Source organism: Nonomuraea spiralis, assembly GCF_014648435.1.
In the GTDB taxonomy this organism is placed as follows: Bacteria; Actinomycetota; Actinomycetes; order Streptosporangiales; family Streptosporangiaceae; genus Nonomuraea; species Nonomuraea spiralis.
Genome location: NZ_BMRC01000012.1, coordinates 249,483 through 263,330, shown reverse-complemented (window position 1 = coordinate 263,330; position 13,848 = coordinate 249,483). Strand labels below are relative to the sequence as shown.

Annotated in this window: 13 protein-coding genes; 10 read left to right on the top strand and 3 right to left on the bottom strand. The window is 70.3% G+C overall.

The window, feature by feature from the left end; all coding sequences use genetic code 11:
* The first annotated feature begins 15 nt into the window (after positions 1-15).
* The 3 genes from IEZ27_RS29335 to IEZ27_RS29325 are packed head-to-tail and all read left to right on the top strand — an operon-like array spanning position 16 to position 1,439.
* Positions 16-609, top strand: a complete 594-nt coding sequence (locus tag IEZ27_RS29335; RefSeq protein WP_189650194.1) for a D-glycero-alpha-D-manno-heptose-1,7-bisphosphate 7-phosphatase — start codon at positions 16-18, stop codon at positions 607-609.
* Complete coding sequence (locus tag IEZ27_RS29330; protein WP_189650193.1) at positions 606-1,121, top strand: hypothetical protein; 516 nt, start codon at positions 606-608, stop codon at positions 1,119-1,121. The genes IEZ27_RS29335 and IEZ27_RS29330 overlap by 4 nt, the downstream gene beginning before the upstream one ends.
* A gap of 33 nt (positions 1,122-1,154) precedes the next feature.
* Positions 1,155-1,439, top strand: coding sequence for a WhiB family transcriptional regulator (locus IEZ27_RS29325; RefSeq protein WP_221762519.1), 285 nt, complete (start codon positions 1,155-1,157; stop codon positions 1,437-1,439).
* Here IEZ27_RS29325 and IEZ27_RS29320 read toward each other — a convergent pair.
* The gene (locus IEZ27_RS29320; RefSeq protein WP_229824449.1) at positions 1,375-1,839 is read right to left on the bottom strand and encodes a peptide deformylase; all 465 of its coding nucleotides are present in this window, start codon (positions 1,837-1,839) and stop codon (positions 1,375-1,377) included. The genes IEZ27_RS29325 and IEZ27_RS29320 overlap by 65 nt on opposite strands.
* Positions 1,840-2,090: 251 nt before the next feature.
* On the opposite strand from IEZ27_RS29320, the gene IEZ27_RS29315 reads away from it, so the two are divergent.
* Both IEZ27_RS29315 and IEZ27_RS29310 read left to right on the top strand, forming a co-directional pair.
* Positions 2,091-3,323, top strand: coding sequence for a uroporphyrinogen-III synthase (locus IEZ27_RS29315; protein ID WP_229824448.1), 1,233 nt, complete (start codon positions 2,091-2,093; stop codon positions 3,321-3,323).
* 74 nt (positions 3,324-3,397) lie between these two features.
* Positions 3,398-4,219, top strand: coding sequence for a sirohydrochlorin chelatase (locus IEZ27_RS29310; RefSeq protein ID WP_189650192.1), 822 nt, complete (start codon positions 3,398-3,400; stop codon positions 4,217-4,219).
* Here the strand turns inward: IEZ27_RS29310 and IEZ27_RS29305 are convergent.
* Positions 4,120-4,611: a hypothetical protein gene (locus IEZ27_RS29305; protein WP_189650191.1), complete on the bottom strand. Its 492-nt coding sequence runs from the start codon at positions 4,609-4,611 to the stop codon at positions 4,120-4,122. The genes IEZ27_RS29310 and IEZ27_RS29305 overlap by 100 nt on opposite strands.
* A gap of 226 nt (positions 4,612-4,837) precedes the next feature.
* A complete protein-coding gene (locus tag IEZ27_RS29300) occupies positions 4,838-5,692 on the bottom strand; it encodes a PAC2 family protein (RefSeq protein ID WP_125642566.1) in 855 nt (284 codons plus the stop codon).
* Between the two features lie 280 nt (positions 5,693-5,972).
* Here IEZ27_RS29300 and metH point away from each other — a divergent pair, with 280 nt between their 5' ends.
* The 5 genes from metH to IEZ27_RS29275 all read left to right on the top strand — a co-directional run bounded on the left by metH (position 5,973) and on the right by IEZ27_RS29275 (position 13,801).
* Positions 5,973-9,437 (top strand): methionine synthase, encoded by a 3,465-nt coding sequence (gene metH, locus IEZ27_RS29295; protein WP_189650190.1) that lies wholly within the window; start codon positions 5,973-5,975, stop codon positions 9,435-9,437.
* 20 nt (positions 9,438-9,457) lie between these two features.
* Positions 9,458-10,102: an HAD family hydrolase gene (locus IEZ27_RS29290; protein ID WP_189650189.1), complete on the top strand. Its 645-nt coding sequence runs from the start codon at positions 9,458-9,460 to the stop codon at positions 10,100-10,102.
* 93 nt (positions 10,103-10,195) lie between these two features.
* Positions 10,196-10,693 carry a cellulose synthase gene (locus IEZ27_RS29285; RefSeq protein WP_189650188.1) on the top strand — a complete coding sequence of 166 codons (498 nt, stop codon included), beginning with the start codon at positions 10,196-10,198 and terminating at the stop codon, positions 10,691-10,693.
* A 276-nt stretch (positions 10,694-10,969) separates the two neighbouring features.
* Complete coding sequence (locus tag IEZ27_RS29280) at positions 10,970-11,968, top strand: ABC transporter permease (protein ID WP_189650187.1); 999 nt, start codon at positions 10,970-10,972, stop codon at positions 11,966-11,968.
* 63 nt (positions 11,969-12,031) lie between these two features.
* Positions 12,032-13,801, top strand: coding sequence for an ABC transporter substrate-binding protein (locus IEZ27_RS29275; protein WP_189650186.1), 1,770 nt, complete (start codon positions 12,032-12,034; stop codon positions 13,799-13,801).
* The last annotated feature ends 47 nt before the right edge of the window (positions 13,802-13,848 follow it).

The following is a 13,848-nucleotide window of genomic DNA, read 5'->3' as shown; positions in this document are numbered from 1 at the left end:
CGACGGAGGTGAGAGGTGTTCGAAAAGCGACGTCCCGGGGCCGTCCTCTTCGACCGGGACGGAACCTTGATCAAAGACGTGCCGTACAACGGAGACCCCCGCCTCGTGGAGCCCATGCCGGGCGCGATCGAGGCGCTGGGCAGGCTCCGCCGGGCCGACGTGCCCGTCGCGGTGGTCACCAACCAGTCCGGAGTGGCCAAGGGCCTGCTCTCGCCGGACGAGATGGACCAGGTGAACGCCAGGGTCGAGGAGCTGCTCGGGCCGTTCGACGCGTGGGCCATCTGCGTGCACGACGACGCCGACGGCTGCACCTGCCGCAAACCGGCGCCGGGGCTGGTGATCCGGGCGGCCGCCGTCCTCGACGTCAGCCCGCGCGACTGCGTCGTGGTCGGCGACATCGGCCGGGACATGGAGGCGGCCAGGGCCGCGGGGGCCCGGGGCATCCTCGTACCGACCCTGCAGACGCTGGAGGTGGAGATCGCGCAGGCCGTCGAGGTCGCCGAGGACCTGGCCGACGTGGTCGAGCGGGTGCTGAGCGCGCCTGAGGCGCCCGTGGCGGCGGCCTCGTCCGCGCCCTGGGCCAGGGCCATGGGCTGGAGCCGTTGGTGAACATCCTCACCTGGCACGTCCACGGATCGTGGACCAGTGCCTTCATCAGGGGAGGCCACGACTTCTGGGACAACAGCCGGGCGCGCACCCGCGTGATCGAGCACGGCGTGCCCGATCCCGGCCACCTCTGCACCGGCGAGCCGGCGCGGGCCGGCGTCGTGGTCAACGAGCCGGTACGCCGTACCAGGGTCGCCGGGACCGACCTGCTGCCGCGCTTCGCCGGGCGCGTGCCGCTGGACGTGTTCGGCATGAAGGTGGCGGGCCTGCCGTACGGCGCCTACGAGGACCTGCCGCAGCACGTCATGCACGCCGCGCCGGCCCGCAGGCGCGCGTACCTGCACCCCTACCGCTGCACGTCGCCGGGCCCGGCCCTCGTCGAGACCATGCACGCCTTCGTCACCGATCCCGAACGCGCCGCCCAGGCGGGCAAGGCCGCGCGCGCCGCCGCCCCGGCCCGGTACGGACTGCCCAGGTTCCTGAAGGACCGGGACCGGCTGCCGGCGGAGGTATGACGCCGGAAGGCATGGGTAGGCGCGATGAGCATGATGATGATGCTCAGCTGGTCACGCAGGGCCGCCTGCCTGGAGCAGGACCCCGAACTGTTCTTCCCGATCTCGGTCGAGGGCCCGAGCCGCTCGCAGGTCGAGCAGGCCAAGACGGTGTGCGGCCGATGCCCCGTGCGACAGCCCTGCCTGGAGTACGCGCTGGACACCAGGCAGGCGCACGGAGTGTGGGGCGGCACCGACCCCGAACAGCGGCGTGAGCTCAGCTCGGCTGGAGGACCTCGGCGAGGAAGCGTTCCCGCTCCTCAGCTTCGAAGTGGTCGCTGAACAGCACCCCGTCGAGATGGTCGGCCTCGTGTTGCAGCACCCTCGCCAGCACGCCCAGCGCCCGTAGTGTCACCGGCTTGCCGAACATGTCCCGGCCGCGCGCCGTGACCATGTAGGAGCGTTCCAGCGGACGCCAGACGCTCGGCGCCGACAGGCACGCCTCGTCGGCGGTGATCCGCCGCTCCGACAACTCCAGCCGCGGGTTGACCAGGTGGCCCGACCGGCCCTCGTAGGAGTAGACCAGCACCCGCACCGGCTCGCCGATCTGCGGAGCCGACAACCCGGCCCGGCCGGTTCCCGCCCGCAGGGTGAGCGTCATGGACTTCACCAGGCGCCGCAGCTCCCGGTCGAAGTCGTGGACCGGCTCCGACACCACACGGAGCACCGGATCGTCGAACACACGAATAGGCCGGACCGTCACCCGCAACTCCCCGAAACGCCGTGATCGTCATGCGGAACGGTTCCCGTCGCCGTGTCCCCTCAACCCTGAAGCGCGGGCCTTGTAGCACAGCGGTAACAGAGGAGACCCAGAGGTGAAACCCCCCGAAAGCAGTATCGGAGGGTGATCTCACTCGTGTCGTACGCGCCTGTGATGCCCGGCCGGGCGCTCGGGGCCCGGCCGGGCCGGGCCGACCACCTGGAGGTACCGGCATGACCGCCCTTCCCCCGGACGAAGACCAGCCTCCCGGGACGGCCCCGGCCGGACCCACGGCGGCCCGTCGGCTCACGGAGGGCACGTCCCCGGAGACGGCGCCCGACGCGCTGGCGGGGTTCACGATCGGGGTGACGGCCACCCGGCGGCGTGAGGAGTTCGGCGCGCTGCTGGAACGGCGCGGGGCCCGCGTCGTCAGCGCCCCCGCGATCCGCCTGGTGCCCCTGGCCGAGGACGCCGACCTGCTCGCCGCCACCCGGCTCACCCTCCAGGCCCCCCTGGACGACGTGGTCGTCACCACCGGCGTCGGCTTCCGCGGCTGGATGGCCGCCGCCGAAGGATGGGGCCTGTCCGCCGATCTCGGCGACCACCTCACGCGGGCCCGCCTGCTCACCCGCGGCCCCAAGGCCAGGGGAGCCGTACGGGCCGCCGGGCTGACCGACCACTGGACGCCCGCCACCGAGTCCTGCGACGAGGTCAAGGAATACCTGCTCGCCCAGGACCTGCGCGGCCGCCGCATCGCGGTGCAGCAGCACGGCGAGCCGCTCACCGATTTCGTCGCCGACCTGCGCGGGGCCGGGGCCGAGGTGATCGAGATCCCGGTCTACCGGTGGCTGCCCTACCGCGACATCTCGCCGCTGCGCCGGCTGATCAGCCAGACCGTCTCCGGCGCGGTGGACGCCGTGGCGTTCACCAGTGCGCCCGCCGTCCACGCCATGCTCGCCACGGCCCGGTCCGACGGGCTGGAGGACGCGCTGCTGGCGGCGTTCTGCGGGCCCGTCGTGGCCGCGTGCGTGGGAACGGTGACGGCCGAGCCGCTGGCCTCCCGGGGTGTACGGACCCTGCTGCCGGACCGCTCCCGTCTGGGCGCGCTGGCCCGCGTCCTGGCCCGGCACCTGCCCGAGCACGGCGTCACCCGGCTGACGGCGGGCGGGCACCGGCTGGAGATCCGCGGCCACGCCGCCGTCGTGGACGGCGAGCTGCGCCCGCTGCCGCCCGCCCCGATGGCTGTGCTCAAACGCCTGGCCGACAAGCCCGGTCACGTGGTCTCCCGCGCGGACCTGCGTACGGTGCTGCCCGGCACCACCACCCGCGACTCGGCCGAGCACGCCGTGGAGATGGCCGTCACCCGCCTGCGCCGCGCCCTCGGACCGGGCGGCATCGTCGAGACCGTCGTCAAACGCGGCTACCGCCTGGCCTGCCCCCACGAGCCCTTCCCGGCGGCCCGGTGAGCCTTCTTCCGGCACGAGCCCTTCCCGGCGGCCCGGTGAGCCTTCGCCCGGTACGAGCCCTTCCTGGCGGCCCGGTGAGCCTTCGCCCGCCTTCGCTGGTGCTGGCCGCGCACGGCACGCGCAGCGCCGCGGGGGAGCGGACGTTGTCGGCGCTGCTCCGCTCGGTCCGCCGGGCCCGTCCCGGGCACCGCGTCGAGCTGGGCCACCTGGAGATCAGCGCCCCGCTCCTCGCCGACGTCCTGCCGGAGGTGCCCGGCCCCCTGGTGGTCGTGCCGCTGCTGCTGGCCGGTGGCTACCACGTCCACGTGGACCTGCCCGAGGTGATCGCCGCCCGCCGCCCGGACGCGCTCGTCGCCCCCTGGCTGGGCCCGCACCGCCTGCTCACCTCGGCGCTGGCCCGTGCCCTGGACCGCGCGGGGCTGCGCGGGACGGACGCGGTCGTCCTGGGCGCGGCGGGCTCGTCCGACCCGGCGGCGCTGGCCGACGTACGCGCCGCGGCCCGCCGCCTCGCGGTACGGCTGTCGCGTCCCGTCACGGCCGCGTTCGCCTCGGCGGGCGCGCCGTCCCTGCCCGAGGCGGTGGCTGCGGCCCGTACGACCAGGGGACGGCCCGGCGGCCGGGTGGCGGTCGCCTCGTACGTGCTGGCGGCCGGCTTCTTCCACGACCGTCTGGCTGCCGCGGGCGCCGACCTGGTCAGCGGCCCGCTCGGCCCCGACCCCGCCGTGGCCACCCTGATCTGGCACCGCTTCGACCAGGCACTCGAACGTCAGAGGCAGAACCGCCGGACTTCCGGAGGTCAGGCGTGGACGGGCTCCAGCCGCAGCTCCCGGACGATCTCCACCGCGCCCGCCGCGCGCGAGGGACCGGCGTCCGCGCCCACGAACATCTCGATGTAGGCATGGTGGAAGCAGCCCGCGATCAGCAGCCGGGCGCTCGCCTCCGGGTCGACCTCGGGCCCCACCCGGCCCAGCCGCTGCTCGGCGGCCAGGTAGGCGGCCAGCGGCGCGACCTCGGTGCTCGGCCCGAGCCCGGTGTCGCGTACGGCCGCGCGGAAGCGCACCGTCACATCAGGGGAGGTGAACGCGGGCAACGCCGCGCCCTGCACCTCCATGTAGTAGTCGATGCCCGCTCGGGCGACGGGCAGGAGGTTGTCCGCCACGCGTCCTCTCCCGACGCGGTGCGACAGATCGTGCAGAATGCTCAGCCAGAACGGCAGACGGTCCTGCAGCAGGGCGAGGAAGCGGTCCACGGAACCGCCGGTGCGGTCCTCCCTGACGGATCGGGCCATCTCCAGGATGCGACGTCTGGTGTCCTGACTTCTCTGGTGCGGATCGACTTGCGAAGTCGCCATGGCGTGCCTAACGTGCGCGGTCGATAGGACAGGCATCACGGTACGAAGCCGGTGGTCCAGGTCTCACGGAGACCTGGAGTCGGAGCGCCAGCTTGAGGAAATCTTGTACGAACCCTGATTATGACTCGAAATTTCCGAAAATGTGGGGTTTAGCGGTGGAGAGTCAGCTGTCGGTGTCGCGGTCCCGGCGCCGCAGGTAACGCTCGAACTCGGCGGCGATGGCGTCTCCGCTGGCCTCCGGCAGCTCGGCCGCGTCCTTGCGCTCCTCCAGCTCCTTGACGTACTCGGCCACCTCGCTGTCCTGCGAGGCGAGCTCGTCGACGCCGCGTTCCCAGGCCCGCGCCTCCTCGTCGAGGTCGCCGAGGGGCATCGGGATCTCCAGCACGTCCTCCATGCGGCGCAGCAGCGCGAGGGTGGCCTTCGGGTTGGGCGGCTGGGCGACGTAGTGGGGGACCGAGGCCCACAGGGAGATCGCGTCGAGCCCGGCCTCGCCGAAGGCGTGCTGGAGCACGCCGACGATGCCGGTCGGCCCTTCGTAGCGGCTCAGCTCCAGGTTGGTCGAACGGGCCAGCGCCTCGTCGGTGGCGCCGCCGAGGATCGGCACGGGGCGGGTGTGGGGCGAGTCGTTGAGCAGCGCCCCCAGCATCACCGCCAGCTCGACGCCCAGCTCCCGGCAGACCGCGATGATGTCGGCGCAGAACGAACGCCAGCGCATGTTGGGCTCGATGCCGCGCAGCAGCACGACGTCGCGCTCGCTGCCGGGCGGGCGCGCGTGGAACAACCGCGTCGTCGGCCACACGATGGACCGGGTCAGCCCGTCGCCCATCTCCACGACGGGACGGGTGACCTGGAAGTCGTAATAGTCGTCGGGGTCGAGCGAGATCAGCGGCTCGGCCTTCCAGGACGACTCGAGATGGGCGATCACACCGCTGGAAGCCTCGCCCGCGTCGTTCCAGCCCTCGAACGCGGCAATGAGCACCGGGTCGACGAGCTCGGGGAGCCCTTCGAGCTCGATCACGTGTCGCCTCCTCTCTCCCTCATCGCGCTAAGCCTATGCGGTAAGCAGGCGTCGGCGTCACCGATCTCCCCGCGAACGAACCGAGCCACCCGCGCCACCCCTTTCGCCCAGCCCACCACGCCACTATCCCCCCGTACCACCCCTCTCACCCCTCCTGCTCGTTCGCCCCCAGCGGATCATCGTGAAAGGCGCCGGCCCGGCCCCCGATCCCTATTGGACGCAGCGTCAATTGACAGGACGAAGAATAAGCCGTCGAGGCGCAGCCGATAAGCTCTACGGCATGAGCATCTCCCCGTCCTTCCGAGAAGTGTTGTCCCAGCGCGTGATCGTGGCCGACGGGGCTATGGGCACGATGCTCCAGGCCCAAGACCCCACACTCGACGACTTCGAGGGCCACGAGGGCTGCAACGAGGTCCTCAACGTCACCCGTCCCGACATCGTCCAGGGCGTGCACGACGCCTACTTCGCGGTCGGCGTCGACTGCGTCGAGACCAACACCTTCGGCGCCAACCTGGCCGCGCTCGGCGAGTACGACATCGGCGAGCGCGTCTTCGAGTACTCCGAGGCCGGCGCCCGCATCGCCCGTGAGCGGGCCGACCACTGGTCCACGCCCGACCAGCCGCGCTTCGTCCTCGGCTCGATGGGCCCCGGCACCAAACTGCCGACCCTGGGCCACCTGCCCTACCGCAGCCTGCGCGACGCCTACCGCGACAACGCCGCCGGTCTGATCGCGGGCGGCGCCGACGCGCTGATCATCGAGACCTGCCAGGACCTGCTCCAGGTCAAGGCCGCCGTCATCGGCGCCAAGCGGGCCGTCGAGGCGGCCGGCCGGGACGTCCCGATCATCGCCCAGGTGACCATCGAGACCAACGGCGCGATGCTGCTCGGCTCCGAGATCGGCGCCGCGCTCACCGCGATCGAGCCGCTCGGCGTCGACATCGTCGGCCTCAACTGCGCCACCGGTCCGGCCGAGATGAGCGAGCACCTGCGCTACCTCGCCCGCCACTCCCGGCTCAAGTTGTCGTGCATGCCCAACGCGGGCCTGCCGGTGCTCACCTCCGACGGCGCGTACTATCCGCTGTCGGCGCAGGAGCTGGCCGACGCGCACGAGACCTTCGCCCGCGACTACGGCCTGTCCCTGGTCGGCGGCTGCTGCGGCACCACCCCCGAGCATCTGCGCCAGGTGGTCGAGCGGGTGCGCGGCAAGGAGGTCGCCGCCCGGCGCCCCCACCCCGAGCCCGGCGCCTCCTCCCTCTACCAGACGGTCCCCTTCCGCCAGGACACCTCCTACCTGGCCATCGGCGAGCGCTGCAACACCAACGGCTCCAAGGCCTTCCGCGAGGCGATGCTGGCGGGCCGCTGGGACGACTGCGTCGAGACCGCCCGCGACCAGGCCCGCGACGGCGCCCACATGCTCGACCTGTGCGTCGACTACGTCGGCCGCGACGGCGTGGCCGACATGAAGGAGCTGGCCTTCCGCTTCGCCACGGCCTCCACGCTGCCGATCATGCTCGACTCCACCGAGCCCGCCGTGCTCCAGGCCGGCCTGGAGATGCTCGGCGGCCGCGCGGCCGTCAACTCCGTCAACTACGAGGACGGCGACGGCCCCGACTCCCGCTTCCAGAAGATCATGCGCCTGGTGCACGAGCACGGCGCCGCGGTCGTCGCGCTGACCATCGACGAGGAGGGCCAGGCCCGCACCGCCGACTGGAAGGTGCGCGTGGCCTCCCGCCTCATCGAGGACCTGACCGGCAACTGGGGCATGCGCGTCGAGGACATCATCGTCGACTGCCTGACCTTCCCCATCGCCACCGGCCAGGAGGAGACCAGGCGCGACGGCCTGGAGACCATCGAGGCCATCCGCGAGCTCAAGCGCCGTTACCCGGGCGTGCAGACCACGCTGGGGTTGTCCAACATCAGCTTCGGCCTCAACCCGGCCGCCCGCATGGTGCTCAACTCGGTGTTCCTCAACGAGTGCGTCAACGCCGGCCTCGACTCGGCCATCGTGCACGCCTCCAAGATCCTGCCGATGGCCCGCATCCCCGACGAGCAGCGCCAGGTCGCGCTCGACATGGTCTACGACCGCCGCCGCGAGGGCTACGACCCGCTGCAGCGTTTCATGGACCTGTTCGAGGGCGTCGACGCCGCGGCGATGCGCGCCGGCAAGGCCGAGGAGCTGGCCGCGCTGCCGCTGTGGGAGCGGCTCAAGCGGCGCATCATCGACGGCGAGCGCAAGGGCTTGGAGGCCGACCTCGACGACGCCCTCGCCCAGCGGCCCGCGCTGGAGATCATCAACGAGGTGCTGCTCGACGGCATGAAGACGGTCGGCGAGCTGTTCGGCTCCGGCCAGATGCAGCTGCCGTTCGTGTTGCAGTCGGCCGAGGTGATGAAGGCCGCCGTGGCCTACCTCGAGCCCCACATGGACCGCCTCGAGGGCGAGACCAAGGGCCGCATCGTGCTGGCCACGGTCAAGGGCGACGTGCACGACATCGGCAAGAACCTCGTCGACATCATCCTGTCCAACAACGGCTACCAGGTGGTCAACCTCGGCATCAAGCAGCCGGTGTCGGCCATCCTGGAGGCCGCCGACGAGCAGCGGGCCGACGTGATCGGCATGTCCGGGCTGCTGGTGAAGTCGACGGTCATCATGAAGGAGAACCTGGAGGAGATGAACTCCAGGGGCCTGTCGGAGCGTTATCCGGTGCTGCTCGGCGGCGCCGCGCTCACCCGCGCCTACGTCGAGCAGGATCTCGCCGAGCTGTTCGAGGGCGAGGTGCGCTACGCCCGCGACGCGTTCGAGGGGCTGCGGCTGATGGACTCGTTCATGGCCGTCAAGCGCGGCGTCGAGGGCGCCACGCTGCCGCCGCTGCGCGAGCGCCGCGTCAAGACCGGCGCGGTGCTCCAGCGCACCCCGGTCGAGGAGCTGCCCGCGCGTTCCGACGTGGCCGCCGACAACCCGGTGCCGGCCGCGCCCTTCCACGGCGACCGCGTCGTGAAGGGCATCTCGCTGGCCGAGTACGCCGCCTTCCTCGACGAGCGCGCCCTGTTCCTGGGCCAGTGGGGCCTCAAGCCCACCAGGGGCGGCGACGGCCCCGGCTACGACGAGCTGGTCGAGACCGAGGGCCGGCCCAGGCTGCGCATGTGGCTGGAGCGCATGCAGACCGAGGGCCTGCTGGAGGCGGCCGTCGTCTACGGCTACTTCCCGTGCGTCAGCGACGGCGACTCGCTGATCATCCTTGGCGACGACGGCAACGAGCGCACCCGCTTCACCTTCCCGCGCCAGCGCCGCGACCGCCACCTGTGCCTGGCCGACTTCTTCCGCGCGAAGGGCTCCGGCGAGGTCGACGTGGTCGGCTTCCAGGTGGCCACCATGGGCGCCAAGATCTCCCAGGCCACGGCCGAGCTGTTCGCCAAGGACGCCTACCGCGACTACCTGGAGCTCCACGGCCTGTCGGTGCAGCTCACCGAGGCGCTGGCCGAATACTGGCACGCCCGGGTGCGCGCGGAGTGGGGCATCGGCGGCCAGGAGTCGCTCGACGACATGCTCAAGGTCAACATCCAGGGTTGCCGCTACTCCTTCGGCTACCCGGCCTGCCCCAACCTGGAGGACCAGCGGCAGCTGTTCGAGCTGCTCGACCCGGGGCGCATCGGCGTCAGCCTGTCGGAGGAGTTCCAGCTCCACCCCGAGCAGGCCACCTCGGCGCTGGTCGCCCACCACCCCGAGGCCAAGTACTTCAACGTCTAGATCGTCATCGGGGGCTCAACTTGGAAGCGGTCTTCTTCGACATGGACGGCCTGCTCGTCGACAGCGAGCGGGTCTGGCTGGAGATCGAGACCGGGGTGATGGCCAGGCTCGGCGCCCAGTGGACGCCGCAGCACCAGGCCCACCTCGTCGGCGGGTCCATGGAGCGCACGCTCGACTACATGCTCGCCGTCTCGGGGGCCGACGTGCCCCCGCTGACGGTGCAGGAGTGGATGGTCTCCGGCATGGTCGAGCGCCTGTCCCAGGGCGTTCGCGTCATGCCGGGGGCCGCCGAGCTGCTCGACGCCCTGCGTGACGAGGGCGTGCCGGTCGGGCTGGTGACCTCCTCGATGCGGGAGATCGCCGAGGCCGTGCTCAAGGGCTTCGGGAAGGACCGCTTCGACGTCATCGTCACCGCCGGCGACGTCGAGCGCACCAAACCCGACCCCGAGCCCTATCTCAAGGCCGCCGGGCTGCTCGGCGTCGAGCCGGTGCGCTGCGTCGTGCTCGAAGACTCACCCAACGGCGTCGCGGCCGCCACGGCGGCGGGCTGCGCCGTGGTCGCCGTCCCGAGCCTGCTGCCGGTCGAGCCGGCTCCGGGCCGCCTGGTGGTCTCCTCGCTGGCCGAGGTCGGCGTGGCCGATCTGCGGGCGTTGATTCCCGGTTGATCCCCTAGGGGGCGTCTGGTCCTCCCGGAGGAGGGGCGCCCCGCGTTTCGCGTGCCAGGATGGAAGGCGTAGTCGAGACGAGGGGCGGCCGTAATGTTCGAGCAGATCGCCTGGTTGCCGCTGTGCGGCGGGGTGACGGCGGTAGGGCTGGTGCTGAGCTTCCTGGCCTTCAGGCGCAGGGGCGCGGCGGCGGGGATGAGGCTGGCGGCCTGGTCGCTGCTGCCGGTGGCGGCCTATCTGACGGGCGCGCTGGGCGCGCTGTGGACCATCGGGGCGACCGCGGTGGGGTTCGTCACCGGGCTGGTGCTCAACCCGATGGTGTGGGCCGGGGTGGCCGTGGCGGGTCTGGCCGCGGTGTTGTTCGTGGTGTCGGGGTTCATGCGCGGCCGAAGGTTGTCGACGGGCCGTAAGAAGAAGGCCGATCCGGAGCGGCAGGCGGCGGAGCAGCGGGGTGCCGGGCGGCCGGGAGCGAAGCCGCCGGTTCAGCCCGTAGCGAACAAGACCCAGCCTGCCGTGGCTCCGAAGACCCCCAAGAACGACGATGACTTCTCCGACATCGAGGCGCTCCTGAAGCGCCGCGGCATCAGCTGATTTCGGACAGATTCGGCCTGGGATCGGCATTGTCACAGTTCCGAGACCCAACCGGGACGGCCCGTAGACATTCACATCAAGATCGATACGAATAAGTTTCGCGTCAATCACAGTTAAGCCACATCGAGCTCTGAGGGACTGGTCATACCAGCTCAGGCCATAGATTCTGCCTCCTGGGGCCGCGACTCTGCGGACTCGCCTTGCACGGGCGCACTACCCTGACCCGGGACCGCGCCACACGGACGACAGTCGTCTGGAATCCAGGGGGCCACTGGCATGACCGCACCGCTCGATGTTCCTGGCTCGGCCGTCGAGGCCGGACCGGAGACCGTTCTTGAGGGGGCGGAGTCTTCAGTCATCCGGGGGCGTTCCCTCGGGCAGATCGCCTGGATGCGCCTCAAGCGCGACCGCATCGCGATGATCGGCGGCATCGTCATCATCCTGCTGATCCTCGTGGCGATCTTCGCGCCGCTGCTGGTGTCGTGGTTCGGCCACGACCCGGCCGAGTGGCACCGCGAGAAGATCGATCCGGCGATTCAGGCGCCGATCGGCTCCTTCGGAGGCATGAGCTGGGACTTCCTGTTCGGTGTCGAGCCCACCACGGGCCGCGACCTGTTCAGCCGCATCCTGTACGGCGCCCGCATCTCGCTGCTGATCGCGTTCTTCGCGACCCTGCTCTGCGTGGTCATCGGCACCGTGCTCGGGATGATCGCCGGCTTCTTCGGCGGCTGGGTCGACACCGTCATCTCCCGCCTGATGGACATCTTCCTCGCCTTCCCGCTGCTGGTGTTCGCGCTGGCGCTGGCGGGAGTCATCCCCGACAAGGCGTTCGGCATGTCGGGCGACACCCTCAGGATCAGCCTGCTGGTCTTCATCATCGGCTTCTTCAACTGGCCCTACATCGGGCGCATCATCCGCGGGCAGACGCTCTCCCTGCGTGAACGGGAGTTCGTCGACGCCTCAAGGAGTCTCGGCGCGCGCAGCCACACCATCCTGTTCAAGGAGATCCTGCCCAACCTGCTCGCGCCGATCCTCGTGTACTCGACGCTGCTGATCCCGTCGAACATCCTGTTCGAGGCCGCACTCTCCTTCCTCGGCGTGGGTGTGCGGCCGCCGACCCCCACGTGGGGAGGCATGCTGGCTGAGGCGGTCCACAACTACGACGTGGCGCCCAACTTCATGATCTTCCCCGGCCTCGCGATCTTCATCACCGTGCTGGCGTTCAACCTGCTCGGTGACGGCCTCAGGGACGCCTTCGATCCCAAGGCCCGATAAGGCCTCGTGAGTAGTTATCCGCAAGTTCTCTCAACTCCTAGATACAAGGGGTGTGTCAGGTCGATGAAGATGAGATCTAAGGCGTCGGCGGTCGCGGTCACCGCGGCTCTCGCCGTGGTCGTCTCGGCGTGTGGCGGCGGCGGTGGTGGCAGCAAGAGCACCAGCGGCTCCGGCAACGACGCGAAGCCGTCCAGCAAGTACAACGCCGGTGTGACCGAGATCATCAACCCGTCGGAGAAGACCGGCGGCACGCTCCACATGGGCATGCCCGGCGACTTCGACTCGGTGGACCCGGGCGACATGTACTACGGCTACGCCTGGAACTTCGCCCGCCTCTACACGCGCGCGCTCACCATGTTCAAGCCGGTCCCCGGCGAGGAGGGCCTGCAGCTCGTCGGCGACCTGGCCGAGGGCCTGGGCACGCCGAGCGACGGCGGCAAGACGTGGACGTACAAGCTGCGCAAGGGCGTCAAGTTCGAGGACGGCACCCCGGTGACCTCGAAGGACGTCAAGTACGGCGTGGCACGCTCGCTGGACAAGGACATCCTGCCCAGCGGCCCGACGTACTTCAACGACTGGCTCGACGTCGGCAGCTACACCGGCCCGTACAAGATGAAGGGCAAGCTCGACGACTTCAAGGCGATCGAGACGCCCGACGACCAGACGATCGTCTTCCACCTGAAGAAGGCGTACGGCGGTTTCGACTACTTCGCCATGCTCCCGCAGACGGCCCCCGTGCCCGAGGCCAAGGACACCGGCTCGAAGTACAAGGAGCACCCGGTCGCGTCCGGCCCGTACATGTTCAAGGCGCACGAGCTCACCAAGCGCATCGAGCTCGTCAAGAACCCCAACTGGGACGCGGCGACCGACCCCAACCGCAAGCAGCTCAACGACTCGATCGAGGTGCTGCTCGGCCAGAACGAGGACGACCTCGACCAGCGTCTGCTCTCGGGCAAGATCGACGTCAAGGTCAACAGCACCGGTGTGGCGGCCAACGCCCGCAAGACGGTCCTGACGGACGAGAAGGTCAAGCAGTACGCCGACTCGGCCCCGATCGACCGCACCTGGTTCACCAACATCAACGGTGACGTGCCGCCGTTCGACAACATCCACTGCCGCAAGGCCGTGTTGTACGCGACGGACCGCTCGGCCATCCAGGGCGCCTACGGCGGCCCCGACGCCGGTGGCGACGTGGCCCTCAGCCTCATGCCGGCCAAGATGACCGGTTACCAGAAGATCGACCCCTACGGCGTCGAGGCCAACCCGACCGGTGACATCACCAAGGCCAAGGAAGAACTGGCGGCCTGCGGCCAGCCCAACGGCTTCAGCACCACCATCTCCTTCCGCAACGAGCGTTCGGCCGAGAAGCAGACCGCCGAGGCGCTGCAGCAGTCGCTCAGCCGCGTGGGCATCAAGCTGGAGCTCAAGGGCTTCCCGCAGGGTGACTACTTCAAGCTGTACGCCGGCAAGCCCGACTTCGCCAAGAAGAACGGCCTGGGCCTCATGGTCTACGGCTGGGGCGCCGACTACCCCGAGGGCTTCGGCTTCTTCCAGCAGATCGTCGACAGCCGGGTCATCCGTCCCGCCGGTAACACCAACCTCGGCGTGAAGGACCCCAAGATCGACGAGCTGATCGACCAGGCCGCGGGCGAGACCGACGCGAGCAAGCGCAACGCCATCTGGGCCGCCGTCGACAAGGAAGTCATGGAGTCGGCGTTCATCCTCCCCTACGTCTGGGCGCATGGCCTGTTCTACCGGCCGCCGACGCTGAAGAACGTCTTCGTCTCCCAGAACTGGGGCATGTACGAGTTCCTCACGCTGAGCACCCAGTAGCAACGGCGCATACTGCCGGAACGTCACGTACCGAAAGCAGGTGAAGG

What these genes read in the sequence shown, in the direction of transcription:
- IEZ27_RS29275 (WP_189650186.1), top strand. Translation starts at nt 12,032, where the DNA reads ATGAAGATGAGATCTAAGGCGTCGGCGGTCGCGGTCACCGCGGCTCTC.
- IEZ27_RS29285 (WP_189650188.1), top strand. Translation starts at nt 10,196, where the DNA reads ATGTTCGAGCAGATCGCCTGGTTGCCGCTGTGCGGCGGGGTGACGGCG.
- metH (WP_189650190.1), top strand. Translation starts at nt 5,973, where the DNA reads ATGAGCATCTCCCCGTCCTTCCGAGAAGTGTTGTCCCAGCGCGTGATC.
- IEZ27_RS29280 (WP_189650187.1), top strand. Translation starts at nt 10,970, where the DNA reads ATGACCGCACCGCTCGATGTTCCTGGCTCGGCCGTCGAGGCCGGACCG.
- IEZ27_RS29325 (WP_221762519.1), top strand. Translation starts at nt 1,155, where the DNA reads ATGATGATGCTCAGCTGGTCACGCAGGGCCGCCTGCCTGGAGCAGGAC.
- IEZ27_RS29315 (WP_229824448.1), top strand. Translation starts at nt 2,091, where the DNA reads ATGACCGCCCTTCCCCCGGACGAAGACCAGCCTCCCGGGACGGCCCCG.
- IEZ27_RS29305 (WP_189650191.1), bottom strand. Translation starts at nt 4,611, where the DNA reads ATGGCCCGATCCGTCAGGGAGGACCGCACCGGCGGTTCCGTGGACCGC.